Origin of the sequence: Thiocystis violacea (assembly GCF_016583575.1) — a bacterium.
GTDB classification, from domain to species: domain Bacteria; phylum Pseudomonadota; class Gammaproteobacteria; order Chromatiales; family Chromatiaceae; genus Thiocystis; species Thiocystis violacea.
Genome location: NZ_NRRG01000006.1, coordinates 74,993 through 101,233, shown reverse-complemented (window position 1 = coordinate 101,233; position 26,241 = coordinate 74,993). Strand labels below are relative to the sequence as shown.

Annotated in this window: 29 protein-coding genes and 2 pseudogenes; 20 read left to right on the top strand and 11 right to left on the bottom strand. The window is 62.1% G+C overall.

Annotated elements, in window-relative coordinates:
- Nucleotides 1-112: 112 nt before the first annotated feature.
- A complete protein-coding gene (locus CKO27_RS05095) occupies nucleotides 113-724 on the bottom strand; it encodes a hypothetical protein (RefSeq protein ID WP_200373793.1) in 612 nt (203 codons plus the stop codon).
- 346 nt (nucleotides 725-1,070) lie between these two features.
- Between CKO27_RS05095 and CKO27_RS05090 the strand changes: the two genes are divergently transcribed.
- From CKO27_RS05090 to CKO27_RS05065, 8 genes and pseudogenes are all read left to right on the top strand, one after another.
- Nucleotides 1,071-1,268, top strand: a complete 198-nt coding sequence (locus tag CKO27_RS05090; RefSeq protein ID WP_200373792.1) for a hypothetical protein — start codon at nucleotides 1,071-1,073, stop codon at nucleotides 1,266-1,268.
- 159 nt (nucleotides 1,269-1,427) lie between these two features.
- On the top strand, nucleotides 1,428-1,859 hold the full coding sequence (locus CKO27_RS05085; RefSeq protein ID WP_200373791.1) for a PRC-barrel domain-containing protein: 432 nt from the start codon (nucleotides 1,428-1,430) through the stop codon (nucleotides 1,857-1,859).
- Between the two features lie 166 nt (nucleotides 1,860-2,025).
- Nucleotides 2,026-2,712, top strand: coding sequence for a catalase (locus tag CKO27_RS24905; RefSeq protein ID WP_276570127.1), 687 nt, complete (start codon nucleotides 2,026-2,028; stop codon nucleotides 2,710-2,712).
- Nucleotides 2,597-2,839 carry a catalase gene (locus CKO27_RS24900; protein ID WP_420825814.1) on the top strand — a complete coding sequence of 81 codons (243 nt, stop codon included), beginning with the start codon at nucleotides 2,597-2,599 and terminating at the stop codon, nucleotides 2,837-2,839. The genes CKO27_RS24905 and CKO27_RS24900 overlap by 116 nt, the downstream gene beginning before the upstream one ends.
- A gap of 12 nt (nucleotides 2,840-2,851) precedes the next feature.
- A pseudogene (locus CKO27_RS25250) lies at nucleotides 2,852-3,094 on the top strand (catalase-related domain-containing protein); the annotation flags it as partial.
- Nucleotides 3,095-3,203: 109 nt separating this feature from the next.
- Nucleotides 3,204-3,500, top strand: a complete 297-nt coding sequence (locus tag CKO27_RS05075; protein WP_200373790.1) for a superoxide dismutase — start codon at nucleotides 3,204-3,206, stop codon at nucleotides 3,498-3,500.
- Nucleotides 3,501-3,665: 165 nt separating this feature from the next.
- Nucleotides 3,666-4,589: a hypothetical protein gene (locus CKO27_RS05070; RefSeq protein ID WP_200373789.1), complete on the top strand. Its 924-nt coding sequence runs from the start codon at nucleotides 3,666-3,668 to the stop codon at nucleotides 4,587-4,589.
- Nucleotides 4,590-4,694: 105 nt separating this feature from the next.
- Nucleotides 4,695-6,035, top strand: coding sequence for a diguanylate cyclase domain-containing protein (locus CKO27_RS05065; RefSeq protein WP_200373788.1), 1,341 nt, complete (start codon nucleotides 4,695-4,697; stop codon nucleotides 6,033-6,035).
- A gap of 34 nt (nucleotides 6,036-6,069) precedes the next feature.
- Here the strand turns inward: CKO27_RS05065 and CKO27_RS05060 are convergent, their stop codons facing one another.
- From CKO27_RS05060 to CKO27_RS05045, 4 genes are all read right to left on the bottom strand, one after another.
- Nucleotides 6,070-6,258 carry a CPXCG motif-containing cysteine-rich protein gene (locus tag CKO27_RS05060; protein WP_200373787.1) on the bottom strand — a complete coding sequence of 63 codons (189 nt, stop codon included), beginning with the start codon at nucleotides 6,256-6,258 and terminating at the stop codon, nucleotides 6,070-6,072.
- 215 nt (nucleotides 6,259-6,473) lie between these two features.
- A complete protein-coding gene (locus CKO27_RS05055) occupies nucleotides 6,474-6,899 on the bottom strand; it encodes a ferritin-like domain-containing protein (RefSeq protein ID WP_200373786.1) in 426 nt (141 codons plus the stop codon).
- A 32-nt stretch (nucleotides 6,900-6,931) separates the two neighbouring features.
- Nucleotides 6,932-7,318 (bottom strand): DUF302 domain-containing protein, encoded by a 387-nt coding sequence (locus CKO27_RS05050; protein ID WP_200373785.1) that lies wholly within the window; start codon nucleotides 7,316-7,318, stop codon nucleotides 6,932-6,934.
- A gap of 99 nt (nucleotides 7,319-7,417) precedes the next feature.
- Nucleotides 7,418-7,702, bottom strand: a complete 285-nt coding sequence (locus tag CKO27_RS05045; RefSeq protein ID WP_200373784.1) for a hypothetical protein — start codon at nucleotides 7,700-7,702, stop codon at nucleotides 7,418-7,420.
- A 362-nt stretch (nucleotides 7,703-8,064) separates the two neighbouring features.
- On the opposite strand from CKO27_RS05045, the gene CKO27_RS05040 reads away from it, so the two are divergent.
- Nucleotides 8,065-8,382 carry a cytochrome b gene (locus CKO27_RS05040; RefSeq protein WP_200373783.1) on the top strand — a complete coding sequence of 106 codons (318 nt, stop codon included), beginning with the start codon at nucleotides 8,065-8,067 and terminating at the stop codon, nucleotides 8,380-8,382.
- Nucleotides 8,383-8,838: 456 nt separating this feature from the next.
- Here the strand turns inward: CKO27_RS05040 and CKO27_RS24895 are convergent, their stop codons facing one another.
- The 4 genes and pseudogenes from CKO27_RS24895 to CKO27_RS05025 all read right to left on the bottom strand — a co-directional run bounded on the left by CKO27_RS24895 (nucleotide 8,839) and on the right by CKO27_RS05025 (nucleotide 11,543).
- Nucleotides 8,839-9,189 (bottom strand): PilZ domain-containing protein, encoded by a 351-nt coding sequence (locus CKO27_RS24895; protein WP_276570130.1) that lies wholly within the window; start codon nucleotides 9,187-9,189, stop codon nucleotides 8,839-8,841.
- 42 nt (nucleotides 9,190-9,231) lie between these two features.
- Nucleotides 9,232-10,434 (bottom strand): annotated as a pseudogene (locus CKO27_RS05035) (sensor domain-containing diguanylate cyclase); the annotation flags it as partial.
- Nucleotides 10,435-10,461: 27 nt separating this feature from the next.
- The gene (locus CKO27_RS05030; protein WP_200373781.1) at nucleotides 10,462-10,899 is read right to left on the bottom strand and encodes a hypothetical protein; all 438 of its coding nucleotides are present in this window, start codon (nucleotides 10,897-10,899) and stop codon (nucleotides 10,462-10,464) included.
- Nucleotides 10,900-11,312: 413 nt separating this feature from the next.
- Nucleotides 11,313-11,543: a hypothetical protein gene (locus CKO27_RS05025; protein ID WP_200373780.1), complete on the bottom strand. Its 231-nt coding sequence runs from the start codon at nucleotides 11,541-11,543 to the stop codon at nucleotides 11,313-11,315.
- Between the two features lie 769 nt (nucleotides 11,544-12,312).
- Between CKO27_RS05025 and CKO27_RS24420 the strand changes: the two genes are divergently transcribed.
- The 7 genes from CKO27_RS24420 to CKO27_RS04995 all read left to right on the top strand — a co-directional run bounded on the left by CKO27_RS24420 (nucleotide 12,313) and on the right by CKO27_RS04995 (nucleotide 20,023).
- Nucleotides 12,313-12,729 carry a PAS domain S-box protein gene (locus CKO27_RS24420; RefSeq protein WP_242470738.1) on the top strand — a complete coding sequence of 139 codons (417 nt, stop codon included), beginning with the start codon at nucleotides 12,313-12,315 and terminating at the stop codon, nucleotides 12,727-12,729.
- Nucleotides 12,730-12,801: 72 nt separating this feature from the next.
- On the top strand, nucleotides 12,802-13,902 hold the full coding sequence (locus CKO27_RS05020) for an HD domain-containing phosphohydrolase (protein ID WP_242470737.1): 1,101 nt from the start codon (nucleotides 12,802-12,804) through the stop codon (nucleotides 13,900-13,902).
- A gap of 231 nt (nucleotides 13,903-14,133) precedes the next feature.
- Entirely contained in the window at nucleotides 14,134-14,886 is a 753-nt protein-coding gene (locus tag CKO27_RS05015; protein ID WP_200373779.1) for a Crp/Fnr family transcriptional regulator, read from the top strand.
- A 166-nt stretch (nucleotides 14,887-15,052) separates the two neighbouring features.
- Nucleotides 15,053-16,087, top strand: coding sequence for an esterase/lipase family protein (locus tag CKO27_RS05010; protein ID WP_242470736.1), 1,035 nt, complete (start codon nucleotides 15,053-15,055; stop codon nucleotides 16,085-16,087).
- A gap of 158 nt (nucleotides 16,088-16,245) precedes the next feature.
- Entirely contained in the window at nucleotides 16,246-17,337 is a 1,092-nt protein-coding gene (locus CKO27_RS05005) for a hypothetical protein (protein WP_200373778.1), read from the top strand.
- The gene (locus CKO27_RS05000) at nucleotides 17,318-19,342 is read left to right on the top strand and encodes an Hsp70 family protein (protein ID WP_200373777.1); all 2,025 of its coding nucleotides are present in this window, start codon (nucleotides 17,318-17,320) and stop codon (nucleotides 19,340-19,342) included. The genes CKO27_RS05005 and CKO27_RS05000 overlap by 20 nt, the downstream gene beginning before the upstream one ends.
- A 132-nt stretch (nucleotides 19,343-19,474) precedes the next feature.
- A complete protein-coding gene (locus tag CKO27_RS04995; protein WP_200373776.1) occupies nucleotides 19,475-20,023 on the top strand; it encodes an SOUL family heme-binding protein in 549 nt (182 codons plus the stop codon).
- Nucleotides 20,024-20,172: 149 nt separating this feature from the next.
- On the opposite strand, the gene CKO27_RS04990 is transcribed toward CKO27_RS04995, so the two are convergent.
- Nucleotides 20,173-21,156, bottom strand: a complete 984-nt coding sequence (locus CKO27_RS04990; protein WP_200373775.1) for a ligand-gated ion channel — start codon at nucleotides 21,154-21,156, stop codon at nucleotides 20,173-20,175.
- A 217-nt stretch (nucleotides 21,157-21,373) separates the two neighbouring features.
- Between CKO27_RS04990 and CKO27_RS04985 the strand changes: the two genes are divergently transcribed.
- The 4 genes from CKO27_RS04985 to CKO27_RS04970 all read left to right on the top strand — a co-directional run bounded on the left by CKO27_RS04985 (nucleotide 21,374) and on the right by CKO27_RS04970 (nucleotide 25,132).
- Entirely contained in the window at nucleotides 21,374-23,245 is a 1,872-nt protein-coding gene (locus tag CKO27_RS04985; RefSeq protein WP_200373774.1) for an autotransporter domain-containing protein, read from the top strand.
- Nucleotides 23,246-23,276: 31 nt separating this feature from the next.
- Nucleotides 23,277-23,711 (top strand): hypothetical protein, encoded by a 435-nt coding sequence (locus CKO27_RS04980; RefSeq protein WP_200373773.1) that lies wholly within the window; start codon nucleotides 23,277-23,279, stop codon nucleotides 23,709-23,711.
- 157 nt (nucleotides 23,712-23,868) lie between these two features.
- Nucleotides 23,869-24,420 carry an NADPH-dependent FMN reductase gene (locus CKO27_RS04975; RefSeq protein WP_200373772.1) on the top strand — a complete coding sequence of 184 codons (552 nt, stop codon included), beginning with the start codon at nucleotides 23,869-23,871 and terminating at the stop codon, nucleotides 24,418-24,420.
- A gap of 10 nt (nucleotides 24,421-24,430) precedes the next feature.
- Complete coding sequence (locus tag CKO27_RS04970; RefSeq protein ID WP_200373771.1) at nucleotides 24,431-25,132, top strand: VIT1/CCC1 transporter family protein; 702 nt, start codon at nucleotides 24,431-24,433, stop codon at nucleotides 25,130-25,132.
- A gap of 187 nt (nucleotides 25,133-25,319) precedes the next feature.
- On the opposite strand, the gene CKO27_RS04965 is transcribed toward CKO27_RS04970, so the two are convergent.
- A complete protein-coding gene (locus CKO27_RS04965; protein ID WP_338115891.1) occupies nucleotides 25,320-25,886 on the bottom strand; it encodes a Crp/Fnr family transcriptional regulator in 567 nt (188 codons plus the stop codon).
- Nucleotides 25,887-26,241: the final 355 nt, after the last annotated feature.

The window sequence follows — 26,241 nt, the reverse complement described above, 5'->3', positions numbered from 1 at the left end:
TCGAGCGGTGGTTGGGCGGACGTCGGAAGTAGCCTCGGCACGTTCCGCTCATACTCCCTGTTGTCGATGATGGAGATGGGCTTGTTCGACCCATCCCATCCTGCGTCGTTTGCTATTTGCTGTATTGCTTTTTAGCCTCGTCCTTACAGCGCGCCTGATCGCCGCCTTCCAGGGTCTCGCACTTTTCCTTTGCCACCGCGTAATTTGCATCGCGTGTTTGCGTGAGCGCTTTCTGGCTCGCTTCCCTTTCCGCGTCTCGCTCCATCACGCCGGCGACCGAGGATGTCTCGTCCGCCTCTGTCTTGGCATCCGATATCGTCATCCGAGCCTCGGCATCGGCCTTCAGGCGAGTCTCAACCGCCTTGGCTTCCTTCACGCAAACATCTTCGTCATTGCCGGACAGTTCATCGCACTTTTCCTCGGCGATCGCGTAGTCGGCTTCGGCCTTGGCAACGAGCACCTTGTAATCGTGCTTGGCCGATGGCTCGTATTTCGCTTCAAGCTCCGCCTCCGCGACCTTCTCTTTACCCTTGGCCTCGGCGCGGCAGATATCCTTCTTGTTACCAGTCAGAGAGTCGCAGTTTGCTTTGTCCGATTTGTATTCATCCCCGATACGGCTTTCGGCGGCCTTGTAAGCCTCTTTCGACAGGGTCTCCGCGATGGTGCCGGCGCTAAAAATCAGGCCGATCGCGGCGGCGATCGCGGTCACGTTGAGATGATTCATGTTCTGTTCCTCGATGCGATGATGGAAGATGTCATAGGCGGATCAACCGCGACAGTGATCTTGGTTATAAACCCTCGCTCATCCATCGCGGACACGCCGAACCCTATTCAAACTGGCACATCATCGTCTGTACGGTAGCACTCATAAGCCAGGGACTGGTGACAAGCAGTGCATCCAGATTCGAGCGGTGACGAATCAATCCTGTTTCAGTCCGTGCGTTGCGCCAGATCGCTCCAGCGCACCAGGGTATCCGTCGTAGCCGCACCAGGCTTCAAAAATAACTAGAGCCTATGCGTGGTACCGCACCGATCGCGCCGGTTGTTGGCTTTAGGGTGATGATTAAGACATGGAATCAATCGTTCCATGCTCAGGTGACGACACACCGGAGCCGGATGGCGAGACCTTCGACGCGAAGATCAAGGTGCTGTCCGAGTCTGTGAAACATCATGTCAAGGAAGAGCGGAACGAGATGTTTCCAAGGGCGAAAGAGTCGAAGCGGGACATGATGGAGCTTGGAGCCCAAATCGCGTCGCGTAAAGAGTAAATTGTCGCGGAACGCTCGCGCCGAGCGTAATCCGTCATGATCAAAGTCGCGCTACCGCGACTTAAATCGGCATATCCGATGGCGGTTGCCATCAGGTGTTGATGCATTCAACGATGTGCCTGCTGCTCATTCATTCAAATGATTTTTTTGGAGACAAACATGAACTACACAGAACGCGATACATACGGCATGTACAAGGGCGAATCTCATGTGCAAGCCGGTGCCGGACCAGGCCCTGAGTTGATGGGGGCCGATACCCTCGTGGGCAATGATGTCCATAACCAAAGCGACGAAAAGCTTGGAGATATCAAAGAGATCATGTTGAACATGCGCAGCGGAGAGATCTCCTACGCGGTCATGTCCTTCGGTGGTTTTCTCGGGATGGGAGAGAAGCTCTTCGCGGTGCCCTGGAGTGCCTTGACGCTCGATACCGAGCATAAGTGCTTCGTGCTGAATGTGGAAAAGGAGCGCCTGGAAAACGCCCCAGGATTCGACAAGGACCAGTGGCCCGACATGGCCGACCCGGAGTGGGCGAAAAACATCCACGCCTATTACGGAACGGAAGCCACCGTGGACGTGCCGCGTCACTAACGCGGGTTGGCCATGGCCTCATCCAGGCGCTGTCTCGGCTGGATGAGGCCCTGTGCCGTTCGCGGCAGGCGCCGCGCCGCCTCGCTGACGGCGCGATGGCGCGATGGCGCCACCGATTCGACCCCTCCAGGAGTCCGAATCATGAGCAAGCGAGGATCAACGAGCGATGCGTCGGAGCCAGCGTCGCCGGGCGCGGACCCCGTGGGCGCTCGAAGCCATGCACATGGTGATGTGGATCATGTCCGACCGCACGCTGCCGCGTTCGCTGCGCATGATCGAAGGGTTCGGCATCCACAGCTTCCGCCTGATCAACGCGGCCGGCGCGTCAACCTTCGTGAAGTTCCACTGGCGCCCCGCGCTTGGTCTGCAATCGACGATTTGGGACGAGGCCGTCAAGATCGCCGGGGCCGATCCAGACTTTCACCGTCGCGACCTGTTCGAATCCCTCACCCAGGGTCGCCCGGCGGAATGGGAATTCGCCGTGCAGTTGTTCACGCAGGAGGAAGCCGATGGCTTTCCCTTCGACCACCTGGACGCGACCAAACTGATCCCGGAGGAACTGGTGCCGTTACAGGTGATCGGGCGCCTGGTGCTGGACCGCTGGCCGGAAAACTTCTTCGCCGACACCGAGCAGGTGGTGTTCTGCCCCTCGCACATCGTGCCCGGTATCGATTTCTCGAACGATCCCTTGCTGCAAGGCCGCCTGTTCTCCTACCTCGACCACCCAACTCTCGCGCCTGGGCTCGCCCAACTTCCACCAGATTCCGGTCAATGCGCCTCAATGCCCCTTTGCCAATCAGCAGCGCGACGGACAGATGCAGATGGACCGGCCGCAAGGGCGGGTCGCCTATGAACCCAGCTCGCTGAAGCCGGACTCACCGCGCGAAGCACCGAACGTCGGCTTTCACACCGCCGCGCTGCCCGAGAACGGCGACAAGGGCCGCATCCGTGCGGAAAGCTTCGCCGACCACTACAGCTAGGCGCGCCAGTTCTACCGCAGCCAGACCGTCCATGAGCAGGCCCAAATCGCCTCGGCGCTGGTCTTCGAGCTGTCGAAGGTCGAGCACGCGCATGTGCCGCGGGCGATGGTCGGCCACTTGCGCCACATCGATGAAGACCTGGCCCGCCGGGTGGCTGACGGACTGGGGTTGGAGTCGCTCCCGAATGCCCCGATGGCGGCGCGGCCGTGCAGGATCTTCCGCCTTCGCCCGCGTTACGAATCATCGGCAAGATGAAGGACAGCCTCGCCGGGCGGGTGATCGGCCTCCTGGTGGCGGATGGCTCCGAGCGCACCACGGTCGAGGCGTTGCGGGCGGCGCCAAGCCCAGCGGGGCGCTGGCGGCGTTGATCGAACAATCCTTCGGCAGTTTCGAGGCGTGCAAGGGCGAATTAGCCAAGGCCGCGACGAGCCAGTTCGGCAGCGGCTGGGTTTGGCTGGCGAAAGACGGCGATCGGCTCGTCGTTACCAAAACCGTCAACGCGGACACACCCATCGCCCACGGCCAGCAGCCCTTGCTCACCCTGGATGTTTGGGAGCACGCCTACTATCTGGATCACGAGAACCGGCGCGTCGACTACGCGACCGCCGTGCTGGACCACTTGATCAACTGGGATTTCGCCGCGAAGAATCTGGAGGCGTGAAGCCCGGCCCTTGACCGAAGCGCTGTCTGACCGCCGTCGGCGAGAACACACCGCCTGGCCAGGCCGCGCAATGAACAAGTTCACGGGCCTCTGTTGGTTAGCGTACCGAACGATCACCGCCATGGGCGCATGGTGCCACTTCCCACCACTCACCGGTTGAACATCATGTCTTATACCTTTCCGATTCCCGCTAACGAAATCCCAGACGCCCCGCTCATCGCCGATGTGTGCGTGGACCAGGACCAATCCAATCTCAGTGCCGTCGCCTGGGGCGCCGTCTTCGCGGGCGCGGCCACGGCCGCCTCGCTGTGGATGATCCTGATGATCCTGGGGGCGGGCCTTGGCCTGTCCTCCATCCCGCTATGGCGGAACGCGGATATCACGACCGGCACCGTCGGTGTCTCCGCCATCGCCTGGCTGGTCTTCAGCACGATCGTCGCCTCGGGCATGGGCGGCTATCTTGCCGGGCGCTTTCGCACCCGCTGGTTGGGCGTGCCGCGCGACGAGGTCTGGTTCCGCGACACCGCCCACGGCTTTCTCGCCTGGTCCGTGTCGGCACTGGTCACCGCCACTCTCCTGACCACCATGATCGGGTCTGTCGTCAGTAACGGGATCCAGGCGGACGCGGCGTATGCCGAATCCATGCCAGGGGCCGAAGTGACGGCGATCCGTGCGAACGGCGGGGGCACGGGCGACCGGCTGAGCTATTACATCGATACGCTCTATCGGACCGACACCACGGACGTACCGCGCTCGGCACCGAGTGCCGCGGCAAGCGCGGAAATTGCTCGCGTCTTCAACAACGGCCTGCACCAGGGTAGCTTGCCAGCGGCGGATATCCGCTATCTCGGGGCGACGGTGGCCGAGCAGACGGGCCTAAGCCAGGACGACGCCCAGATCCGCGTGGCGGATACCTTTGGTCAACTCCAGAGCCGGCTCGGGGAATTGGATGTGAATGAACGCGCCTTGGCGGAACAGGCCCGCAAGACGGCGGCCACCGCCACCATCTGGCTGTTCATCGCGCTGCTGTCCGGCGCCTTCCTCGCCAGTCTGATGGCGATCCTCGGCGGCCGTCAGCGCGACGCCTAAGCATTGGTGCAACCGCTCCAGCCGGCCTAGCTCATAACTCCGGCCCATCGTGTCCCGTGGCGTTGAGCGCCACGGGACATTCCCGACACCACGAGAAACATAGCGATGCGTCTATCCGAGTTCATCCTCTACGATCTCGAAGCCATTCTTCAAGAATGGGAGACGTTCGCCGCATCCTTGCTTGAACCAAATCAACGGATGGATAAAATCGCGTTACGCGATCATGTAAAAGACATACTCAAAGCGATTGCCGTCGATCTCACCGAGCCGCAGACAGAATGGGCGGAAAAGCAAAAGTCGAAGGGTCGTCATGACTTGCTGGACGCGAAAGGCCATGCGTCCATTACGCACGGCAAGGAACGATTGGCGTTAGGGTTCAGCCTGAATGCGGCGGTCGCTGAATATCGAGCACTACGTGCCAGTGTGATACGACGGTGGCAAAAGTCGCTTCTCGATACAGAGATATCGGACGCGGAGATCGGGGATATGATTCGATTTAACGAAGCCATCGATCAGTCCATCAGTCAATCCGCGACCAGTTACACTTTTGAAAAAGAGCAGCAGGCGCGCGTGTTCGATTCGATCCTGTCGTCCTTGCCGGATCTCTGCTTTACCTTCGCGCTCGATACGCGGTTTGCGTATGTCAACAAAGCGGTGAGTGAATTCTTCTCGCGGCCATCGAACCAGATCGTTGGAAAACAGTTTATCGACATTGATCCGCTCAGTGGCATCGAGATTCAGCACCAAATCGAGCACGTCATCCGCGCCAAAACAGAATTGCACGGAGAGATCCATCATCAAAATCCGTCCGGACAGATTCAATTTTTCGACTACCTCTTGGTGCCCGTCATAGACCAGGAAGGCCGCGTCGAAGCCGTTGTCGGAATGGCTCGCAACATGACCGAGCGCAAGCAGCGGGAGGATCGAATCTGGCATGCCGCCAATCATGATCCGTTAACCGACTTGCCCAATCGACGCTTGTTTCTCGACCGTCTGGAACAACAGATGAAGCATGCGGCGCGGATCGGGTCACGCACCGCTCTGTTGTTTATCGACCTCGATTCGTTCAAAGAGGCGAATGATCGATTTGGTCACGAGACGGGGGATCGGTTATTACAGATCGTCGCGGATCGCCTGCGCTTGTGTGTTCGCGAGTCCGATCCTGTGGCGCGCTTCGCCGGTGACGAGTTCTGTATTATTTTGGAGGACTGGATCGACATCCAGTCGATCGAACTGGTGGCCGGCAAAATCCTGACGGCGTTGGCAAGCCCGTTTTCTATTCTCGATCACAGTGTTCGGATTTCCGCCAGCATCGGGATCGCGCTGTCTCCGCGGGATGCCAGCACGCCTGAAGACATGATCAAAAAAGCCGATCAGGCGATGTATAGCGCCAAAATAGCCGGGCGTAATCAATTCCGTTTTTTCTCGCCCCAGGAAGCGGCTTGAGGATGTCTCAAAGATGACCCGGCGCGACTGATCTTCAGTCATCCTCGCGGTGTGTCGTCAGGGTGATCAGGTTGCCGTCGCCGTCCACCTCGGCCTGAAATTCAATGGGATGACAGCAGACGGAGCAGTCCTCAATGTAGTGCTGACTGCCCGCGGAACAGTCCACGACGGTATCGAAGTCTTCACCGCAGTAAGGGCAGTGAACCCGCATGTTTTCAAGCATCCGCGCCTCCCATCAAGGAAATACTCATGCAGGGGCGACACTTAATTCGCCTCTAAAAAACTTTCCGCCATTCAAAGTCGGAGGAAACTTAATTCCCGGAAATTGCCTAATGTTTATCCATTTCAACTTCCAGTTTAGGTCACGCGGCCCGCGATGGACCGTCAAGGATTCCATGGCGAGTCAGCCGTGCATCGGCCTTTGCCGAACCGAACGCCTCATGTGTCGGAGAGCACGGTGTCGAGGTCACGTTTGTGCTCTTCTTCCTGAATCAGGATATCCTCCAGCACGCGCCGCAGACCATATTCCTTGAGTTCCTCGGCTTGGGCGATGCGCTCCCGGTAACGGCTAATGGCCTGGTCCTCGCCCGCCAGATCCTGCTGAAGCATGTCCACGCTGCTGAATGAGGTTTCGCGTTTTTCCACTTCAAGGGACGGAACCCCGCCGAGAAAGGCGATCTGGTCGCTGAGCATCACGGCGTGCTGCATCTCCTCCTGGGCATGGATGAGCAGCTCCTTCTGGATCGAGTCGAACCTGGCGCCCGTGATGGTGGCCGCGTGCTGTATATACTGGATGGCCGACGCATACTCCCATTCCATGTCCTTGTTGAGTTCCTGTAATAGCCTTTCTCGTGAAGTCGTCATGGTTTTTTCCTCGTTGAACTGACGGTGCACCCTTAGCCTGATGCCGCCTCGTTCATGATTTTGATAATCGTGCGCTCGACTTCCTCCGCGATCCCCGCCAACCGCGGAATATTGAACAGGCCCAGCAGCGTCGTTGGCTTCAATGTCGCCAGAAACGTTTGACCGCCCTCCTCATAGAGGGAGATCCGGCAAGGCAAGGCGGTGGAGACGCTCATGTCCTGGTCAAGCACGGCCTTCGCCTGTTGCGGTTGGCAGACCTCGAAGATCAGGCATTCATGCGCAAACGCGATGCCTTTCTTCGCCATGGTTTCCTTTAGGTCATGAACCTGCATGACGCCAAAGTGATTAGCTGCCACGGCAGCCTGCAAGGCGGTGGCCAACTCCGTGACGGTTTTCTCCGTCGTTAATTTGATCAGCATCGATATTCCCTCTTGGTGAAGCGTTCACGTCACAACCCTATGGCGCATACAAGACGCGAATGCGCGATTCTTTCTTCGACAGCCCTTTCACGGCGATGATCAAAACCCGAGGATGACCGGTGGCAGATTGGTTACGGCAACGTCTCCATCGAGCTTCACCGCGATCGGTTGATCGGTAACGATGTTGACCAGTGGTAGCTTGGCGACGGCAACGTCCGCATCAAGCTTCACGGGGATCGGTTTATCGATAACGAGGTAGATCGGAATGGGTTTATCCGTTGAAACATTCAAGTTCACCGTAAGCGGACAACCGGATAAAGCCATCGCGAACAAAATAACGATGACAGCATTCCATTGAATCGCCCGTCGGATAATCTTGTTCATATCGATCCGCACCAGAAAATGACGCGCCCACCTCGATGTCGTCGTTCCCCTCTTAATCCCGATGATCGGAGTCGCAGCGCTCGATCGACGGATGGCGCACCCGGCATAAGGGTAAGGGTTGGCGCGAATATTAGCGGGGCGGGCGATCGCGATCTGTACGCTATCCCACGGAGAACCCTTGGCGCTGACGGCTATTCTCGCGCTACGTTCGTTAGCCCACCGACGGCGAACACTTCGGTATGGATGGCGCGGCCACGGGCCAACTGGCTGAAGTCATGATCCTAGAGCGGCTGTGGGGCGCTACAGTGGCCGCCTCCGGGTCGATACAGACCCCCAGCCGCCCGGTGAGGAGGCGCTGGCACATGCCACTCACTATGGTCTCTATGGGGCTGCTCATCGCCATGCCGATCGTCGGCTATTTTCTCGTCGGCTCGCATGGACACCCGGTTCTTTTCTTCAATACTCAACTTCCCGTCTTGATCGGCGAGAATGAAACCCTCCAATACGCTTTGCGGGGCCTGCATATCCTCGGCGCGATTGCGCTCGTCTTGCTTCTGGCCATGCATATCCTTGGGGCATTGCGTCATGCCTGGGCACTCAGAGACGGTGTGATGGAGAGAATGGTGCCGTCCTTGAACCGAGAGAGCCACGAGCAATCGCGATCGGACAGCGATACCTAGGCTGTTTCATCAATTCTCGTTGCGAGCCAGATGCCGGGTTGTAGGGGCGAATGAATTCGCCCCTACGAGGAGGATGCCGCGTGACATCCGGTCGATTCGAGCCTTGGAACCCTGGCCGGGCGGACGATCCCACCACGAAGACAACTACCGCATACACGCCCACTTCAAGCCGGGGTGGTGCCCCAATCGAGAGGATCGGCGCGTGGAGTGGAGGATGGGCCTCGCCGCGCTCGCCCCATCCTTTTATCTTGAGCCTCGGAGCGTACAGGATGGGCCTCGCTCTCGCTCTGCCCATCCTACGGATTGGAGCACTACCTCAAGCCGGATCTGGTCAGTAGCGCCGGGGCACGCACCCATGCGCGCGATCGTCCAGGAGGCGGGCTTCGGCGACGTCAAGAGGGTGGACGAACCTCAAGGGCGCGTTCGACTTCCATCCTTTACCTTCCGATCGTCCATTCACGCCGGCGTCGGGAGCGCTTCACCCTCACCGAACTGGATGCCGAGCAGGCACCGACGCTCGCCTGGAAGGGGGTGCGCCCAGACGATGGAGCCGGTGTGAAAGGTCAGCTCATCACTGGCGTGCCCGTCGTCCTCGACCGCGAGCCTGATTGGCGTGTTCGCCGGAAAGGTCCGCTCGGCGAGAATCCGCATCCCGTGCGCGCTGATGTCTCGCGACACCGCCTGATAGCGGCTCGGCGCGGTGATGTCACGCGAGGGATCGATCACCTGGAGCCGCACCCCATGGGTGATCGATCGGCGCGGGTCGCGTCGGCGGTCCGCGTCGGGCGCGGCGGACCCGGCCGCCATGGGAGCGGTCGCACCACCCGTCAGCTCAAGGTCGACGCGATTGCGCCCGGCGGCTTTCGCCTGGTACAGGGCGCGATCGGCGCGCTCCAGGAGCGTCTCCAGGGATTCCTGCTCACCCCTCGAACAGGCGATGCCGGCGCTGATGGTGATCGAAACGGGATGTCCGGCGAGCATGATCGGCTGTGTCGCCAACCCCAAGCGGATGCGCTCCACCACCTCATAGGCTTGTTGATCCGTCGTCTCGGGCAGCAGCAACACAAACTCATCGCCGCCCAAGCGCGCGAGGACATCGATCTCGCGGAGCATCTTCCGGCAGAGGTGGGACAAGGCCACTAACGCCTGATCCCCCGCCGCATGTCCATTCGCGTCGTTAATCTGTTTCAAATTATCAAGATCGATCACCGCGACCGCCAGCGCATGCTGGCCACGGCGCGCGCGGTTCAGTTCGCGGTCGGCCACCGTGAAGAAATGACGGCGGTTCGAGATCCCGGTGAGAAAGTCCGTTGTCGCCTGTATCTCGATGGCTTTTTCGAGGCGTTTGCGCTCGGTGATATCGAGGGCATAGCCCGCCAGCAGCGTTCTTCCACCCTGGGAGATGGGGAATTTGATCGAAGAATAGTCACGGCCGCTCCAATGCTCTTCCACGGTTAGTACCTCGCCCTTGGTTACAACAGCCCGATCGTCGGCGCTTATCCTGGCGGCGAGCTCGGGCGGAAACAGCTCCGCCATGGTCTTGCCCGCGATGTCCCGTCCCGCGAGACCAAGCACCTGGCGGAAATTCTCGCTGGCCAGGATGAGGCGGCTCGCGGTGGGCGTCACTTCCTTGAGATAGATGAAAATGGGCGAGTGGCGCATGAACAGCGAGAGCAACTCTTGATTGTCGCGCAGCGCCTTCTCGGACGCCTTGCGCTCACTGATGTCGCTCAGGATGACCCGCCAGAGGGGCGTCTCGTCCGGTCCTTCCGGCCCGAGGCTGGTCCGCACCTGAACCCAAAGGGGTCCATCGTCCGCGCCGCGTAGACGTAGCTCGTAGGACTGAGGCTGGCCTGACTCCAGGAGCGCGCGCCCGCCGCCGTAGTGGATATCCTGATCCTCGGGGAGGATGAAGCGCCTCAGCGGTTGACCGACCAGACCCGCGCGAGGGGTGCGTAACAGCGTGGCGGCAGCGAGGTTGGCCTCTTGGATCAACCCAGCCTCGTCGAGGGTCAGATAGCCCACCGGGGCCAGATCGTAGAGGTCGAAATAGCGCGCGTGCGAGACCTCTAGGGCGGCCTAGGTGCGTCGCAGCTCCTCGTTCTGCAACTCCAGCTCGATCTGGTGCACATCCAGCTCATGGCCCAGCCGCTCGGCCGCCTTCGGTGTAAGGATCCGCTTTCTGGAGGCTTTCCTCTTGACCACAAGCCGTGCCTCGGCCCGCTGGCGGAGGTCTCCCGTCATCGGGGGATGCGTCAGGCTCGTCGATTCCGCCAGGGAGCGGATACACCGCAGATCCTGGATATATTTCCAGAAAGCCGTCGCGGCGGCGCGGGCGTGCTCCTCGCACAGGTCTTCACCGGCGCGCGCGTAGTGGGCGCGAAGGGTATGACTGTGCATGCTTACGAACTTCCTGAGGCCGAGATGGCGATCGGCGAGGATGGCGGCCGTGGTCTCCGGGTCGGAGGAGATATCGCGGCAAATCTTGTCCGGATCAACAATTAGCAACTGGCGCATCGTTTCCATCCTGAGGCGTACTCCGCGACGGTCGTTGGTGTACGACTCTGGCTGGTCCGGTGGATTAAGGGGTCTGTCGGGCGTCGTGCCGGTGGTCGGCGAGACCCCGCCGCCCCCTTGGGGTCTGTTCTTATTCTGTGTTTACTCTGGCCGAGCCACCCGGCCGCGACCTTGATTTCGATCAAGGCTTCGGATTGTTTATCAATCGATACGACTTTGGGCAATCCGTGTATTCGCCAGGTCTAGAGCAGTACCGATTAAGGATGAGACGTTCGCTCGCATGGCGTGTGAAGGCGCCGATTGCCTGGAACGACCATGGCCCTAAGCCACGCTGGCCACGCGCCGGTGCAAAGGCTCCCTCCGAAAGCGGTCGCTCCCGATCGATGTCAATGAACGAAACGGTCATAAGCACCTCACCACGGGGATGGGCGCAGATACCGAAACAGGGTCACGGCCGCCTGGTGAGCCGTGGCCCGGTCCAGCGGGTAGCCACCCGCCTTGGCATAATGCCGGCGGATGGTCTCGCGATGGGTTGACACGAATTCCTCGATCGCAAGATTTCTGTCCCCCATGATCGCTCCAAAGGCACTGAGGTCGGTCTCCAGATCCTTATAGAGAATGGCTGGGTCAAGGTTCGATATCATCGTCGTAAGCATCCATGGCGAAGCGCCTGGATTCAGGCGGTCTAAGTACGGTCGCACACTCGGGAGCCATCGTTGCTCACGAGACGCTGTCGAAAGCGACGGTTCGCATTGACGCGGCATTAGGTTGCGGACGGTTGAAACCGTGCCCATTTTCGATTTCGATCTTGAGCGACGATACGCCTTCGTAATCGACTTCAGCCGCAGGCGCGACCTCATTAAAAGATCACCCTTGGCCGCGATCGCCTGGCGTCAATGAACCGCCCCAACAGGCCATGGAGCCCATCGCATTACGCGGAGACTTGCCTTAATGCCTGTCGAGTAACCAAATCGACTTATTCCTGACGGCAAGAATTCAGAGTAGACATGATACCGAATAATGTCTGTTCGGTAACGCACAGAGATTTCCAGCCTTACCACATACTGGTCGCCGCCGCTGAACCATGACGAATGATATACTTACAAATCAATAGCTTGCAACCAATGATTGGCACTCGCCGACTCACGCAAATCGCTGACCGATTTAGAGATACTCGACATTTCTTGTCGCGACCGCCCCTAATTATTCGGATTTTACCTGACCGACTATATTCAAAAATCAGTAGAAATACTCAATTAACAAGATACTTTCAATGGTTTTTTTTGTGCCAAGCGAACAGACAAGCATGTACATTGTGCGCTAAAATGTGATGGTGCCGGAGCATATTTGAACCTGACCTGACCTGACCTGACCTGACCTGACCTGAATTTCATGATGTAGCGCGGCGGCTCCATGTCTAATGATGACTCGTCCACGGAGGCAAACGCATCCGACGTTCCCACTGATAAGGTGGTAGACCCATCGACAAACGGCCAAGCCTTGCGCCTGTCGGAAGCGCGTTATCGCCGCCTCTTTGAAACCGCGCAGGACGGAATACTGCTCCTCAATGCCGAGACCGCTCAGATCGAGGACGTCAATCCCTTCTTGATCGATATGCTTGGCTATTCCTATGACGAATTCATGGGCAAGAAGCTCTGGGAGATTGGCGTATTTAAAGACACCGCCCTGAGCATCGACATGTTCATCGAATTGAAGGCGACCCGCTTCATTCGATACGACAATCTCCCGCTGGAATGCAAGGACGGGCGACGCATTTCGGTCGAGTATGTCAGCAATGTTTACGACTGCGGCGGGACGGACGTCATTTAGTGCAACATCCGCGACAATACGACGCGCCATCTGGCCGAGATCGCGCTGAGCACGACATCGCGGGCACTCAAAATGCTGAGCGAAAGCAACCTGGCGCTGCTCAGTTCGACGACCGAGCCCGATTTGCTCGCGGAATATTGCCGGATCGCCGTCGAAACCGGCGGCTACCGGATGGCCTCCGTGGTCCTGGCGGACACGGGACCGGACCGGCGTATCCAGGCGATCGCCCTCCATGGTCACGAGGATGGATACGCGGCGGTGGGCCCGCGAACCTGGGCGGAAACAGAGCCGGTCGATGGCCCCATTGGATGCGCGATCCGGTCGGGGCAGGTTCAGTTTTCGGAGGACATTTCCACCGACCCGGTGATGGCACCATGGCGGGCCGAGGCGCTGAAGCGTGGTTACCATTCCCTGATCGCCGTGCCCTTTCCGCTGCCCAGCGAGACCATGGCCTGCCTGATCCTCTATGGCAAGCGACGCGATCTCTGGTCCGGCCCCGAGCGGAAACTCTTGCAGGAAATGGCGGCCGACCTGGCCTTTGGGATCGCCGCCCTGCGCACGGCGGCGGTCAAGGTGCAGTATGAGGCAAACCTGCAAGTCAGCCTGGAGCAAACCATCCAGGTCATCGCCGACACCATTGAAGAGCGCGACGCCTATACCGCCGGACATCAGCGACGGGTGGCGAGCCTCTGCACCCGCATCGCCGAGGAGCTTGGCTTGCCGGCCGATCGCGTGCGTGGCCTGCATCTGGCGGCGACCATTCATGACCTGGGCAAGATCAGCATCCCAGCCGAGATCCTGGCGAAACCCCGGCGCCTGAGCACGATGGAATTCGGACTGATCAAGGAGCATCCGGCCATCGGGTTCGAGATTCTCAAGAAGGTCGTCTTCCCATGGCCGATCGCCACCATCATCCGGCAGCATCACGAGCGGATCGATGGGTCCGGTTATCCGCTGGGTTTGACGGGGGAGGCCATCCTGCTGGAGTCCAAGATCCTCGCCGTCGCCGACGTGGTCGAGGCCATGGCGTCGCACCGCCCCTATCGATCCGCCTTGGGTCTTGAGGCGGCCCTGGACGAAATCACCACGCATCGCGGCCTCACCTTCGACGCCTCCGTGGTGGATGCCTGCCTGCGCGTCTTCCTCGATCGGGGGTACAGCCTTGATGTGTAAGGTGCGCTCCGTGCGCCGTCCGGCAACCAGGGCCAGGGTGTCATCGTCAAGGTCGTGTCCGAGCCTGTCGTGCCCTTGCCGCCGGTGGCCGAGTGGCCGGGCGACTAGCCGGAGGATCGACTAACCTTGCCTTGTACGCCAGCGAACATAAACCGTCTCGGCCGCGCGACGTTACCGACGCCGAAACCCTCGCGGCCCGACGCCCGGCCGATCACTTTATGAAGGCAACGCATGCCCATCCTGCCCAACCCACCGCTCCCGTGCCCGCGACAGAACCATCTGCTCGCCGCCCTGCCCGCGGGTGAATTCGAGCACCTGAGCACGGAGCTGGAATCGGTCCCACTGCCGCTCGGAATGGCCCTCTACGAGCCCGGCGTGGAACTGAGCCATGTCTATTTTCCCACCAACGCCATCGTCTCCCTGCTGTACGTCATGGAGAACGGCGCGTCCGCCGAGATCGCCGTGGTCGGCAACGATGGCATCGTCGGCATCGCCCTCTTCATGGGGGGCGGCACCATGCCGAATCGGGCCGTGGTGCAGAGCGCGGGTCACGCCTATCGCCTGAAGGGACGGCTGCTCAAGCAGGAGTTCGCGCGCTTCGGAGGACGTCGCCACGGTACCTTGCAGCCACTGCTGCTGCGCTACACCATGGCCCTGCTGACCCAGATGGCGCAGACAGCCGTCTGCAATCGTCACCACACGGTGGACCAGCAGCTCTGTCGCTGGCTCCTGCTCAGTCTCGACCGACTACCCGACAACGAGCTGCGCATGACCCAGGAGTTGATCGCCAACATGCTGGGGGTGCGGCGCGAGGGCGTGACCGAGGCGGCCGGAAAGTTGCAAAGCGCTGGGTTGATTCACTACAGCCGGGGTCACATCAACGTGCTGGACCGACCGGGTCTGGAGGCGCGGGTGTGCGAGTGCTACGAGGTGGTGAGGAAAGAATTTCGCCGACTGCTCCCCGATGTGAAACCGCCGTCCTGAGCGCCTGAATTCGGTGACGCGCGGACGAGGCCGCGCGTCATCCGATCAGCGTTTGATCGGCCTGATCTTCGTCCCTTCGGTGCCGAAACTGGCCATGAGTCCCTTCTGACCGAAATTGTGGTTCTTGAGATCGATCACCTGAACGTCGTTGAGAAGAGATCATGCCATGCCAATGAATCGCGTCCACTTCCAGCCGGGCTTGTCGGTGACGGCATCCCATGAGCCGTTTGGCGCCAAGACCCCAGGAGAAGCGGCGCGGGTGGCCGTCGCCGACTGGGCCGTCCGAGATCGAAGACAAGGGTCGCGTGACCAGCCCGCCGGACATGGCCTGAATCGCCGACGCGCTTGGTGGTGGCTGGCCTTGTGCGGCCTGCTTGGGCTGGTGCTTGCCGGTCCAGCCAGCGCCGGCCGAATCCTGGTGCTGGTGCATGGCTACCTGGGAGACTCGGCGACCTGGCGACAGAGCGGGGCGCTGGCGGTGTTGGAGCAGGCGGGCTGGAAGGTCGCCGGAAACTGGCGGTCGACCCCATACGGGGTGTGGCTGGAGCCGTCGGCAAATCCCCCCGGCGAGTTCGCGATCCATACGGTCGACCTACCCTCCACCGCTCCGCTGATGGAGCAGGCGCGCCTGCTCGGCGGGATGCTGGGTGCCATCGCGCAAGGGCACCCAACGGACAGTGTCGACCTCATCGGACATTCGGCCGGCGGCGTGGTGGCCCGACTCGCACTGGTGAACTATGGCGCGGGCCGGGTCACGCGCCTCATCACCATCGCCGCTCCCCACCTGGGCACCGAACGCGCCACGCAGGCCCTGGAGGCGACCGACGATCGCGGGCTCTTTGGCGGCGTCAAGCGCTGGCTCGTTGAGCGCCAGGTGGGAGAGGACATCTATCACACCGTGCAGTCGTCACGCGGGGCGCTCGTGGATCTGGCCCCGCCGATGCCCGGCAACCTGCTGTACTGGCTCAACGCGCGCCAGCACCCGGACATCCATTACGTCGCGGTCATCCGTGGCGGCGGGTACGGAATGCCGGGCGACCAGGCGGTGCCGGCGGCCAGTCAGGATCTGCGCCGGGTCTTCGCGCTGAATCAGCGGGCCGACATCCGGGTCGTGCCCGGCGATCACCTGCTCAGCCGGCAGGATGGACTACTGCTGTCGGAGCTGGTGTCCAAACCTGCCGAGGCCGCCGCGTCCAAGTGAGGCCGCCGCGCGGTGCGCGAAGGCGCCGCCAATCGGCGATCCGCGTCGGGCTTGGCGACCCGGCCGATCCGGGCTTCCGTGCGGAACCGAACGGATGCGACTGGCCCAAAGGCATAGGGTGCGCATTGGACGTCAGGTTGCCGCGCGGAGGATTCATCATGTCGGTCATTCTCGAAGAGTCGATCCGCGCCTGGATGGCGGGAAGCCAAACCCTGCGCGAGCGGATCACCGAGCAAGGCACGGAGCGCTTCCTCGCCGTGCTCGGGTCGACCGAGCCACCGGATCGGGCGCGGGTGGATCGGGCCAGTGCCAGCGCTCGCGATGAGGTCTTCGCCGCCCTGACTGCGGACGCGGTGCTGGATTCCCTGCCGACCGCACCGACCGATGCCGGCGCCCGCGAGGCGTTGCGCAGCCGTTGGCTCAGTCTCAGCCCCGCCTGGAGCCTGCCGCTCCCCGTCTCCGGACCCAGCCTGTCCGCCCAGCGGCTGGCCATCGCCGCCGCCATCGGCAGTCTGCTCGGCATGATGCTGCTGGGTGGATTACTGAACCTGACCCTGGGCATACGCGGGGTGGGGATGCTGATCGGCGGCCCCGCTGGCGCGGCGCTGGCCATGTACGCGGTCGGCCGGCTCACCGAGAGCAAGGCCCTGCGGCGGACGCTCAAGACCCTGCTGGGCGTGGCCTGGACGGCGGACCTGCTGGGTGCCGCTTCGCTCGGACTCGGCGCACTCTGGGGCCGGCTGGCCGGCGTCGGTCTGCTGCGGCGCATTCTTGTCTACGCCGGCGCTGTGTCCCTATTGGCCTTCACCCGTGGCGGTGCCCAGTACGATATCCGCGCCTATCGCCGCTCGGTTCGCGATCTCATCCGCCAGTGGGTCGAGGTCTCCTCGGTCCTGCTCGGCTGTCTGTCCGCCGGACCGGTGACCAGTCACGCCGAGGCGGCGCTGGACGCCGGGCTTGCAAGGGCGATTCAGGATCTGCACCGCTCCGAGGCCGCCAGTCTTCCAGCTGCCGCCGAGGCGCTGCTGCTGGAAGCGCGCCGGATGGGTCTGGAGGGCATCTCAGCGCCGCCGCGCTTCGCAGAGTCCGGGCGCGCAGAGCGCCCGCGCCTGCGCTGGAGCCCGGAACTGGAGGAACGCTATCGACCCTTCGGCCTGATCGAGGACGGCGACACCGTCATCGTCGAGGACGAGCCGGTGATCCAGAATGGCCGCATACTGGAGAAGGGTCATGTCCGCAAACAGCGCTAGCACCGCGCCCATGTCGGCGGACCCCAAGCCGGTCCTGGCCATCGACTTCGGCACCTCCAACACCTATGTCACCAAGTGTCCGGGCGACAAGGAAGATCCGGTCGGCGTGGACTTCGGCGACGGCCGCGACGGCATTGCCACCGCCATCCTCTACCGCGACGACAAGGCCCCATTGATCGGCCACGTCGCGCTGGAGGAGTTTGGCGACGCCGGCGCCGAGCACGCCGACTACCGCCTTCACGCCCAGTTCAAGCCGGATCTGGTCAGCAGCGCCGAGGCCCGTACCGATGCACGCGACTTCCTGGCCGGTCTGCTGGCGCTCGCCCGGCGGCAGAACAAGGACATCGCGCCCTTGCAGCGCCAGGTCATCTTCGGGGTGCCGAGCGAGGCATCCGAGACCTATCGGGAGACCTTGCGCGCCATCGCCCATGAGGCGGGCTTCGGCGAGGTCAAGACGGTGGACGAGCCCAAGGGCGCGCTCTACTTCCATCTCCAGCGCAAGGACATCACCCCCATCGAGGCGCTCAAGGGCGCGCTGGTGGTCGATTTCGGCGGCGGCACCTGCGACTTCGCGCTCGTGGTGCGGGGCGAGATCCTGCACTCCTGGGGCGACATGCACCTGGGCGGACGCCTCTTCGATGACCTCTTCTACCAATGGTTCATCGAGCAGAATCCCGAGGCCGTCGCGGCGATGCGCCGCGAGCGGGCCGAGTTCTTCGTGCTGGCAGTGCGCTGCCGCGAGGTGAAGGAAAAATTCTCTTTGGCCATGGCGCTCGACCCCACGACGGTCTATCGCAAGACCCTGGGCGAATACGGACGTATCGACGCGGTGACCTGGGAGAGCTTCCTGGCGCGCGCGGGCCGCTACCGGCCATCGGAGACCTTTTCCCAATATCTGCGCGCGATGAACCCGCAGGCCGGCGCCCATCTGGACTCCTTCCCCCAAGGAGTCGACCTGCTGGACTGGTTTCGCCAGACCCTGCGTCAGGGGCTGGCGCATGAGCAGGTGCGCCATCAGGATCTGGCCTGCGTCATCCTGACCGGGGGCAGCAGCGCCTGGCCCTTCGTCGCCGACATCGTTGTGGACGAGCTGCGAAAGATCGACCGGTCGCCGCGTCTGGTGCATAGCGACCGACCCTATGTGACCGTGTCCCAGGGGCTCGCCATCGTCCCGGCGCTCCAGCGGCGGCTGGCGGCGACCCAGATCGGCCTGCGCGCAGAGCTGCCGGAGTTCATCGACACCCGCATTGCCCCCTTGATCGAGCGGCGGATGGACGAGGCCGCAAGCCGCATCGCCGAGCTGGTCGCGGTCGGCCTGTTCGACGGGCGGATCGAGCCCATCCTGCGCCGCTTTCGCCAGGAGGGCGGATCGGTCGCGGACCTCAAGTCCAGGCTCACGGAAGACGCCGCCGCCTTCAGGCCGCAGCTCGAAGCCATTGTCACGACCCAGCTCGCCAAGGTGCTCACCGGCGTCGCCGCCGACACCACCGAGCTGATGCAGGACTGGTACCGACAGCACCGCCTCACCGTCGATCAGAGCCTCACCCACGCCGGAACGCCGGTGGACATGGCCGAGGGGCTGCGGCTCGCGGACGTGGATGTCTATGGCGAGATCACGGGCGTCGTCCTGGCGCTGTCCACGACCCTCGTGACCGTCCTGGTCGCCACCATCAGCGGCGGAGCCGGCACCGCGTTCGTCATGTCCGGCCCCCTCGGTTTGCTGGTCGGCGCCCTGATCGGCCTGATCGCCGGCGCCCTGGCGATGCGCTACGGGACCGGCGAGGCCAAACGCCGGGCCGAGCAGTGGGAAGGCGCCCCGCTCTGGCTCCTCGCACGCGCACTCTCCGACACCAAGATCGCCCGCCTGCGCGACGACCTCAAGGGCCAGGTGGCGGACAAGGTAAGCGCCCAATCGGAGCAGGCCAGACAGGAATTGGAAGATCAGATCAGGGAGCGGGTCGAGCGGGAGATCGCGAGCCTGTCGGCGATCAGTCAGATCTGGTGAGCCGGGCTTCGTCTTTGGTTAGCGGGTGACGAGGTGGAATCCCATGGTTATCGCACGATATTCCGGAGTCCCTCGATGATGCGTTTTTGGTTTCTTACGGCCTTCATGTTCTGCGTGGTTTGGAGTCCTGTCATGGCTATCGACGAGCCCCCGTACAGCGTCGTCCGCGCGGACGATACCCTCGAAGTGCGCCACTATGAGCCCTATCTGGTCGCGGAAACCCTGGTCAAGGCGCCGGCCGACGAGGCCGGAAACCAGGGTTTCCGCATCCTGGCCGGATACATCTTCGGCGGAAACAAAGGGGAACGCCGCATCGAGATGACCGCTCCGGTCGCGCTGACACCCACCAAGATCGCGATGACGGCGCCGGTGGCTCAGAGCGCCAGCGTGGGCGGATACCTGATTCAGTTCGCGATGCCCCGCGAATGGACGCTGGAGACCCTGCCGGAGCCGACCGACCCGCGCGTGACGCTGCGCGCGGTTCCGGCTCGAACCATCGCCGTCATCCGCTACACCGGCACCTGGTCCCAGAGCCGCTACGAGGATCACTTGAAAACACTGAAGGACACCCTCGCGCAACGTGGCCAGACCTGGCATGGCGAGCCGGTATGGGCTCGCTATGATCCTCCCTGGAAGCCCTGGTTCCTGCGACGCAATGAGATCTGGCTTGAACTTGATTGAACGCCGAGCGGTTGTTGAGTGACGCTGACCGCCGCGTTCCGATTTCTGATCCGGGTCACCTTGGTTTTCGCGAGGCCGGGGGCGGAGAGGACACATCGTGTTTTCTGCCGCCGACTTCCATGCGCGCATGAAACTCTCGCGATCAGCGGTCAGGTCGTCACGACGAAGATAATCACCGCGCCACTGATGATCAGATAGGCGCCAAACAGCAGGCCGCCGCCCCAGCGATCAACCTTGACCGCCGCAGCCATGCGTGCCGCGTCCTGGCTGAGTTTGGTCGAATAGACCAGCACACCAATTATGGCGATGCCATAGAGATAGGAGAGCAGATAGAGGATGTCGAGCAGGGTCAGGTATTCGATCGTCGGCAGATCATCACCCTGAGTGATCTGCAAGGCGACAATGGTGAAAATGGAAAAGATCGCAATCTGAAACCGCGTATCCACCAGACTCGGATGAAGCAGAAAGACGAAGGACGCACAGATCGTCGCCAGCAGCATCGGCAGCACATTCTTGACGATGGCATTGACGGTGGGTCGGGAGATTCGCAGGTCGATGCGAACACGGGAATACGCGTCGCTGTCGGCGACCCGAGTGTCGCCGAAGTTGGTCGGATGGCGATAGTCATGCACCTGCATGGTCGGCGCCTCATAGTCGAAACCCGGCAATTCCAGCGCCGGATTCGCGCTGACGCGCTCGACCTTGAAGGCGAGACCGGAGACGTCCAGGACCGCGTCTTCCATCTCGATGGTGATGGCCTGTCGGTCGAAAGGATAATGCCGCAGATTGAATTTGTGGCTCATTCGTCCCTCGATATGCATGACCTGGTAACACTGACCGTCCGGCAGGACCTCCGGGTTTTTCCATCGAAACCAGAGATAGAAATCGACCATGTAATTGTGGTTCTTGAGATCGATCGCCTGCACGTCGTTGAGATAGGCGCCGATGGTCACGACCTCCGGCCCGGCTTCCGGCTCGGCGGCGGCAACTCCTGGATCCGGCGCGGCGCCGGTCTGTTCCTGAGCGAAAGCGGTCATTCCGGCAAGGTTCATCAACAGAGGAAGGCCACCCAGGCAGGCCATCAGGATGGCGGTCGCCAACCCGCGCGCCGTGCGTTCCATCATGAAGGCCATCTCGGCTTCCTCTCGTGCTTTGTTTGTATGATGTAGACCGTGCAGAATGGTAACGCCTTCGCGGGACTTCACCGCACTGGCCCCTTCGGACCGATCGGGACAGGCTAAGACGAGTCAGACTAGCCTCAAGATTGCCGTCACAGGTTTCACACCGGGCGACATCCTGGTCAGCCCGGATTGAAAACAACACACTCACCCAGATTAAGAGTCAGGCGGAATGAGCAACCAACAGGTTCCCATGCTGAAACACTGGGCCGTTGTCGCGGCGCTGTTGATCGGAACGGCGGCGGGCGCACAGGCCGCCAGCTACTCGAATCTCTACATCTTTGGCGACAGCCTCAGCGACTCGGGCACCTTCGGGCCGCGGCTCGGTGCCGGTCGGACCGATCGCTTCACCACCAAACCCGGAACCGTCTGGGGGGAGAACCTTGGCTCCAGCTACGGTTTGTCGGTCACGCCAGCCTATACGGCGATGCCAGGAGCGGACGGAGTGCTCCTCTTTCCCCTGAATGCCAGCGGCAACAACCTGGCCGTGGGTGACGCGCGCATCAATGCCGAGCCGCCGAACGTCGCGGCCGCCGTGAATCTGCCGTCGGTGAGCACCCAGGTGACCGGCTTTCTGGGACGCGGGTCTGTCGATTCAAAGGCGCTTCATGCGCTCTGGGCGGGCGGGAACGATGTCTTTGCCCAGTTCGTTTCAAACGGCGGTGCGATGCCATCGGCGACGGCCCAATCGGCTATTGCGACAGCAGCGAACGATCTAACAGCACAGGTGACGCGCCTGCAATCGGCTGGGGCGCGCAACCTGATCGTGATCGGATTGATGGACACCGCCACGGCGCCCTTTGGACTATCCGCGTCGGAATCCGACCAGGCGCAGCTCAGAAACCTCAAGGCAACGTTCGACACCAGCTTGATCGCGGGCCTGACCGGCAAGAATCTGATCTATTTCGATACCGGCAAGCTGATCGGCACCATCCGCGCCAACCCATTGGCTTACGGATTCACCAACACGACGGATCGCGCCTGCGGTGCGGTCGATGCGCTGCACTGCCAGGCACCCGCCAACGGACACATGTACGCGGACGACAAACACCCGTCGACCCTTTTCCACAAAGTGGTTTCAGACTGGGTCTATACCTCGCTGGAGGGAGCGAACCGCATGGGCCTGCTGTCGCAGGTGGCTTTGTCGCGCTCCAGCGCGCAATGGCGCGCGATCGATGCCCGGATGCAGGAATTCCAGAACTTCGGCGATCAAGGTCAGGGGGTTTTTGTCACCGGCGACTATGCCGCGTCCGACCTGGATGCGTCAGCCGGTGTGCCGTCGGCGGATGGCGACGGTGGCAGCCTGGTCGTGGGTTATGAGAAGGCGTTCACCGACCAACTTTTTGGCGGCGTGACCCTGGGTTACGGCAACGCACCCTTCGATCTGGGCGATCATCAGGGCAGGGTCGAATACGACGAGTGGGCCTTGTCCGCCTTCGGTTCGCACACCTTCGGGGCCTTTTACGCCAACGCCCTAGCGACTTACTCCTGGCTCGATTTCGAGAGCAGGCGCAACATCGCGCTCGGCCCCTTCACCACCCGCGAACGCGGCGACACCGACGGCGACCGGTTCGGCGTGAAAGGGCAGCTCGGCTACAACCTCGTCAGCGGCAACCTCGTCCATGGTCCACTGATCGGTCTGGCGTGGGAGCGTATCCATGTCGACGGCTTCAGCGAAGCATCGAACAGCGTTACCGCCATGACCTTTGGCGATCAGACCCGCGAGTCGCTGCGCTCGCGCATCGGCTGGCAGATCGCCGCCGAGACCCATTGGTCGGGCATGGCCCTGCGGCCCTATGCCCAGCTCACCTACGACTACGAGCACCTCGACGATGAGCGCCGCTACCGCGCCGGCTTTGTTGGCGGACGCTCCGCCCTGGAGATCGAGACGGCGAACGAGACCGGCGGCTATGGCACCCTCCTCGTTGGCGTCACCACCGAGCTGACCAAGACCTTGAGTCTTGGCATTGGTGCTTCGACGACGATCGACCACCCGACCGGACAAGACTCGGCGATCAATGTGACGCTGGCCGCCGCGCTCTGATCCGGGTCACCTTTCACCCCAGGAGAAAACGATGAACAGTTTCAGAAAATCCGCCCTCGGCCTCGCGCTTGCTGGATCATTGCTCGGTGGCGGACTGTGCGCCGCCGAGTCCGAGATCCCCAATCTGGTCGGAACCTGGGTCGTTGAAGCGGAAGGCGGTGTCCTCGCCAAGGGGCCGGACATCAGGGAAGAAACCCATCACCGTGGCGAATTCAGCACGCTCAAAGCGGAAGCGGTGGTTACCAAGCAGCAAGGTCGCGTGCTGCATGGCGTTTTCACCGCCCCGCGCGCGACCGAAAAATTCATCGCCGTGATCGGCCTGGATAACAAGACGCTTGCGTTTGCCGATGAGGATGGCTTCTTGGACGGAGAAATCGTCAACGATGACCGGCTCAATGTGATCTATCGGCATAGCACCGCGACCGATACCGTTGTCGGTGTTGGAACCTGGACCAGGAAGAAATAGACCGTCCATTCACCACCACGGGGAATGCGGCAATGATCAAGGCCGGCGCGGACATTGAACGGATCCCGCGTGGCCTTCGCTGGGCGGAGCCAGATCGACCATCACCACCCCGGCTGACCGGGCATTGCGCGCCTCACGGCGCGAAGGAGTCATCTTCATGAGCCACTATCGGATCGCTGTTATTGTCGGCAGCCTTCGCCGCGATTCCTTCAATCGCAAGCTGGCGGAGGCCATCGTGAAACTGGCGCCACCGGCGTTTTCGTTCAGCCAGGTGCGGATCGACGACCTACCGCTCTACAACCAGGACGATGACGCGAATCCGGCCGCGTCCGTCACGCGGCTGAAGGCCGAGATCGCGGCGGCTCGGGGCCTTCTATTCGTCACGCCCGAATACAACCGGTCGATCCCCGGCGTGCTCAAGAACGCGATCGATCATGCCTCGCGCCCCTATGGTCAGAGCGCCTGGGCCGGCAAGCCCGCCGGGGTGCTGGGGGTTTCGGTCGGCGCCATGGGCACCGCGCTGGCGCAACAGCATCTGCGCAACATGCTCGCCTATCTGGATGTGCCGACCCTGGGCCAGCCGGAAGCCTTCATCCAGGCCAAGGATGAGCTGTTCGATGCGGCCGGCGACATCGGCGCGGACAGCCTGGGTTTCCTGCAAGGCTGGATGGACCGCTATGTCGCCTGGGTCACCAGGCACGCGGCTTGATCGCGGCGCCATGACCGGGTCGCGACACCACACCGAACGCCATCGCACCGACCGCATCGGCTGGCTGCGGGCCGCCGTGCTCGGCGCGAACGACGGCATCGTCTCGACCGCCAGTCTGCTGGTCGGCGTGGCGGCGGCCAGTGCCAGTCACGGTAACATTCTGCTGACCGGGGTCGCGGGACTGGTGGCCGGCGCCATGTCGATGGCCGCCGGCGAGTATGTCTCGGTCCATTCGCAGGCCGACACCGAGCAAGCCGACCTGGCGCGCGAGCGCGCCGAGCTCGAACAGAATCACCCCGCGGAATGCCGTGAACTGGCGGCCATCTATGTCGCGCGCGGGCTTGAACCGAATCTCGCGGAGCAAGTGGCGGAGCAGCTGATGGCGCACGATGCCCTCGGTGCCCATGCGCGCGATGAACTCGGCATCTCCGAGACCCTCGGCGCGCGCCCGATTCAGGCCGCCCTGGCGTCGGCCGCCAGTTTCGCGGTCGGCGCGGCGCTGCCGCTGAGCGTGACGGCCCTGGCGCCCGAGCCGATCCTGATTCCCTGGATCTCGGGTGCCTCGCTCGCTTCGCTGGCCTTGTTGGGTGCCATCGCCGCCCGTGTCGGCGGTGCCAGTGTCCTGATCGGCGCCTGGCGGGTCACCTTCTGGGGAGCGCTGGCGATGGCCATCACGGCCGGCGTGGGTGCCGCGTTCGGTGGCGCTATTTGATCGCTCGCCGTCACGCCGGAAACCGGAATGAAGCCTCATCCCCCGAGGCATTACATTGATGTGGAACGGGGCGAACCCTGTAGCGGCTGACTCGATCCAAGGCTGATCGCGCGATTGTCCGGAATACGTCGATGATTCGTTTTCGTTTTCGGTTTCGGTTTCCGGCTCGGACGTTGTCATCGGGCACTCAATAGCGCCCGCCGGACTTCAACAAATAATTACGCAGATCTTCATCCTCAAGGCGCAAGCGCGCCAATGTGGCGTGGGTGATGAGAACGAAGGCACGCATCACTTTATAGAGTAAACGAGGATGACCCTCCTCCATGGCTTCCAAGGCGGCGGACTCCAAGGTCAGAACCGTGCTGTCGCCGACGGAGCGCAACCCAAAGACGTAAGCCGAGCCGTCGATGAAACTACGTGTCCCAACGCATTCACCGACGTGCATCTGATAGAGGATCTCTTCGTTACCCGCGCGCTCCCGATAGAATTGGATGGCGCCAGCCGCTTGAAGGAATAGGGTCTGGCACAGATCCCCTTCGGCGACCAGTACCTCACCATCGCACAGCGTCCTTACCCCCATCCGGTCCGCGAGCGCCTGCGTTTCGCCTTCATCGAGCTCGGCCGTTAGGAGTGAGCGTCGAAGCGCTTCCAGCTTGTCTATTTCATTCATCGATCCGTTACCTCTGGTGGCCATGGGAAGGACATGACGGACACCTTCCGCCCGCGCGTCCTCGGCCAGAGTCAGTTCAGGCATGCCGCGTCATGTCAATGAGACCAAGGCCAGCGTGAAATGCGTCGATCGATGCCCGCGCGCGTGGAACTTAGGATGCCCACCCCTTCGCCGGGAAGAATAGGCGCAGGATCGAGGGCGGTCGGTACGCTAACGCACCGAGGGATGGAACGCGGGCCTTGATCATCGTTTCGGCCATCGACGACGTCGAGGGACGATTCCGACCTGATCGTCCTGGGATCGCCGAGTGGCACTCGGCCCTCCGGCCGCTAGGCCGGAGAAAAGCGCCGAGTGCCACTCGACGATCCCAGAAGCGGCTCGATGCCAAGTGGCCGGAACGATGATCGACGCCGGAACGCGTTGGCTTTGCGCGATACCG

Excerpts from the sequence above, each read along its gene's own strand:
- CKO27_RS04985 (WP_200373774.1), top strand. The coding sequence starts at position 21,374 with ATGAGCAACCAACAGGTTCCCATGCTGAAACACTGGGCCGTTGTCGCG.
- CKO27_RS05015 (WP_200373779.1), top strand. The coding sequence starts at position 14,134 with ATGCCCATCCTGCCCAACCCACCGCTCCCGTGCCCGCGACAGAACCAT.
- CKO27_RS05010 (WP_242470736.1), top strand. The coding sequence starts at position 15,053 with ATGCCAATGAATCGCGTCCACTTCCAGCCGGGCTTGTCGGTGACGGCA.
- CKO27_RS04990 (WP_200373775.1), bottom strand. The coding sequence starts at position 21,156 with ATGGCCTTCATGATGGAACGCACGGCGCGCGGGTTGGCGACCGCCATC.
- CKO27_RS05050 (WP_200373785.1), bottom strand. The coding sequence starts at position 7,318 with ATGCTGATCAAATTAACGACGGAGAAAACCGTCACGGAGTTGGCCACC.
- CKO27_RS05095 (WP_200373793.1), bottom strand. The coding sequence starts at position 724 with ATGAATCATCTCAACGTGACCGCGATCGCCGCCGCGATCGGCCTGATT.
- CKO27_RS24420 (WP_242470738.1), top strand. The coding sequence starts at position 12,313 with ATGTCTAATGATGACTCGTCCACGGAGGCAAACGCATCCGACGTTCCC.
- CKO27_RS04975 (WP_200373772.1), top strand. The coding sequence starts at position 23,869 with ATGAGCCACTATCGGATCGCTGTTATTGTCGGCAGCCTTCGCCGCGAT.
- CKO27_RS05060 (WP_200373787.1), bottom strand. The coding sequence starts at position 6,258 with ATGCTTGAAAACATGCGGGTTCACTGCCCTTACTGCGGTGAAGACTTC.
- CKO27_RS05020 (WP_242470737.1), top strand. The coding sequence starts at position 12,802 with ATGCTGAGCGAAAGCAACCTGGCGCTGCTCAGTTCGACGACCGAGCCC.
- CKO27_RS05085 (WP_200373791.1), top strand. The coding sequence starts at position 1,428 with ATGAACTACACAGAACGCGATACATACGGCATGTACAAGGGCGAATCT.
- CKO27_RS05045 (WP_200373784.1), bottom strand. The coding sequence starts at position 7,702 with ATGAACAAGATTATCCGACGGGCGATTCAATGGAATGCTGTCATCGTT.
- CKO27_RS05030 (WP_200373781.1), bottom strand. The coding sequence starts at position 10,899 with ATGCGCCAGTTGCTAATTGTTGATCCGGACAAGATTTGCCGCGATATC.
- CKO27_RS24905 (WP_276570127.1), top strand. The coding sequence starts at position 2,026 with ATGCGTCGGAGCCAGCGTCGCCGGGCGCGGACCCCGTGGGCGCTCGAA.
- CKO27_RS05070 (WP_200373789.1), top strand. The coding sequence starts at position 3,666 with ATGTCTTATACCTTTCCGATTCCCGCTAACGAAATCCCAGACGCCCCG.
- CKO27_RS05090 (WP_200373792.1), top strand. The coding sequence starts at position 1,071 with ATGGAATCAATCGTTCCATGCTCAGGTGACGACACACCGGAGCCGGAT.
- CKO27_RS05025 (WP_200373780.1), bottom strand. The coding sequence starts at position 11,543 with ATGATATCGAACCTTGACCCAGCCATTCTCTATAAGGATCTGGAGACC.
- CKO27_RS05055 (WP_200373786.1), bottom strand. The coding sequence starts at position 6,899 with ATGACGACTTCACGAGAAAGGCTATTACAGGAACTCAACAAGGACATG.
- CKO27_RS05040 (WP_200373783.1), top strand. The coding sequence starts at position 8,065 with ATGCCACTCACTATGGTCTCTATGGGGCTGCTCATCGCCATGCCGATC.
- CKO27_RS05065 (WP_200373788.1), top strand. The coding sequence starts at position 4,695 with ATGCGTCTATCCGAGTTCATCCTCTACGATCTCGAAGCCATTCTTCAA.
- CKO27_RS04965 (WP_338115891.1), bottom strand. The coding sequence starts at position 25,886 with ATGCCTGAACTGACTCTGGCCGAGGACGCGCGGGCGGAAGGTGTCCGT.
- CKO27_RS24895 (WP_276570130.1), bottom strand. The coding sequence starts at position 9,189 with ATGGCGGCCGGGTCCGCCGCGCCCGACGCGGACCGCCGACGCGACCCG.
- CKO27_RS05000 (WP_200373777.1), top strand. The coding sequence starts at position 17,318 with ATGTCCGCAAACAGCGCTAGCACCGCGCCCATGTCGGCGGACCCCAAG.
- CKO27_RS05005 (WP_200373778.1), top strand. The coding sequence starts at position 16,246 with ATGTCGGTCATTCTCGAAGAGTCGATCCGCGCCTGGATGGCGGGAAGC.
- CKO27_RS04995 (WP_200373776.1), top strand. The coding sequence starts at position 19,475 with ATGGCTATCGACGAGCCCCCGTACAGCGTCGTCCGCGCGGACGATACC.
- CKO27_RS04980 (WP_200373773.1), top strand. The coding sequence starts at position 23,277 with ATGAACAGTTTCAGAAAATCCGCCCTCGGCCTCGCGCTTGCTGGATCA.
- CKO27_RS04970 (WP_200373771.1), top strand. The coding sequence starts at position 24,431 with ATGACCGGGTCGCGACACCACACCGAACGCCATCGCACCGACCGCATC.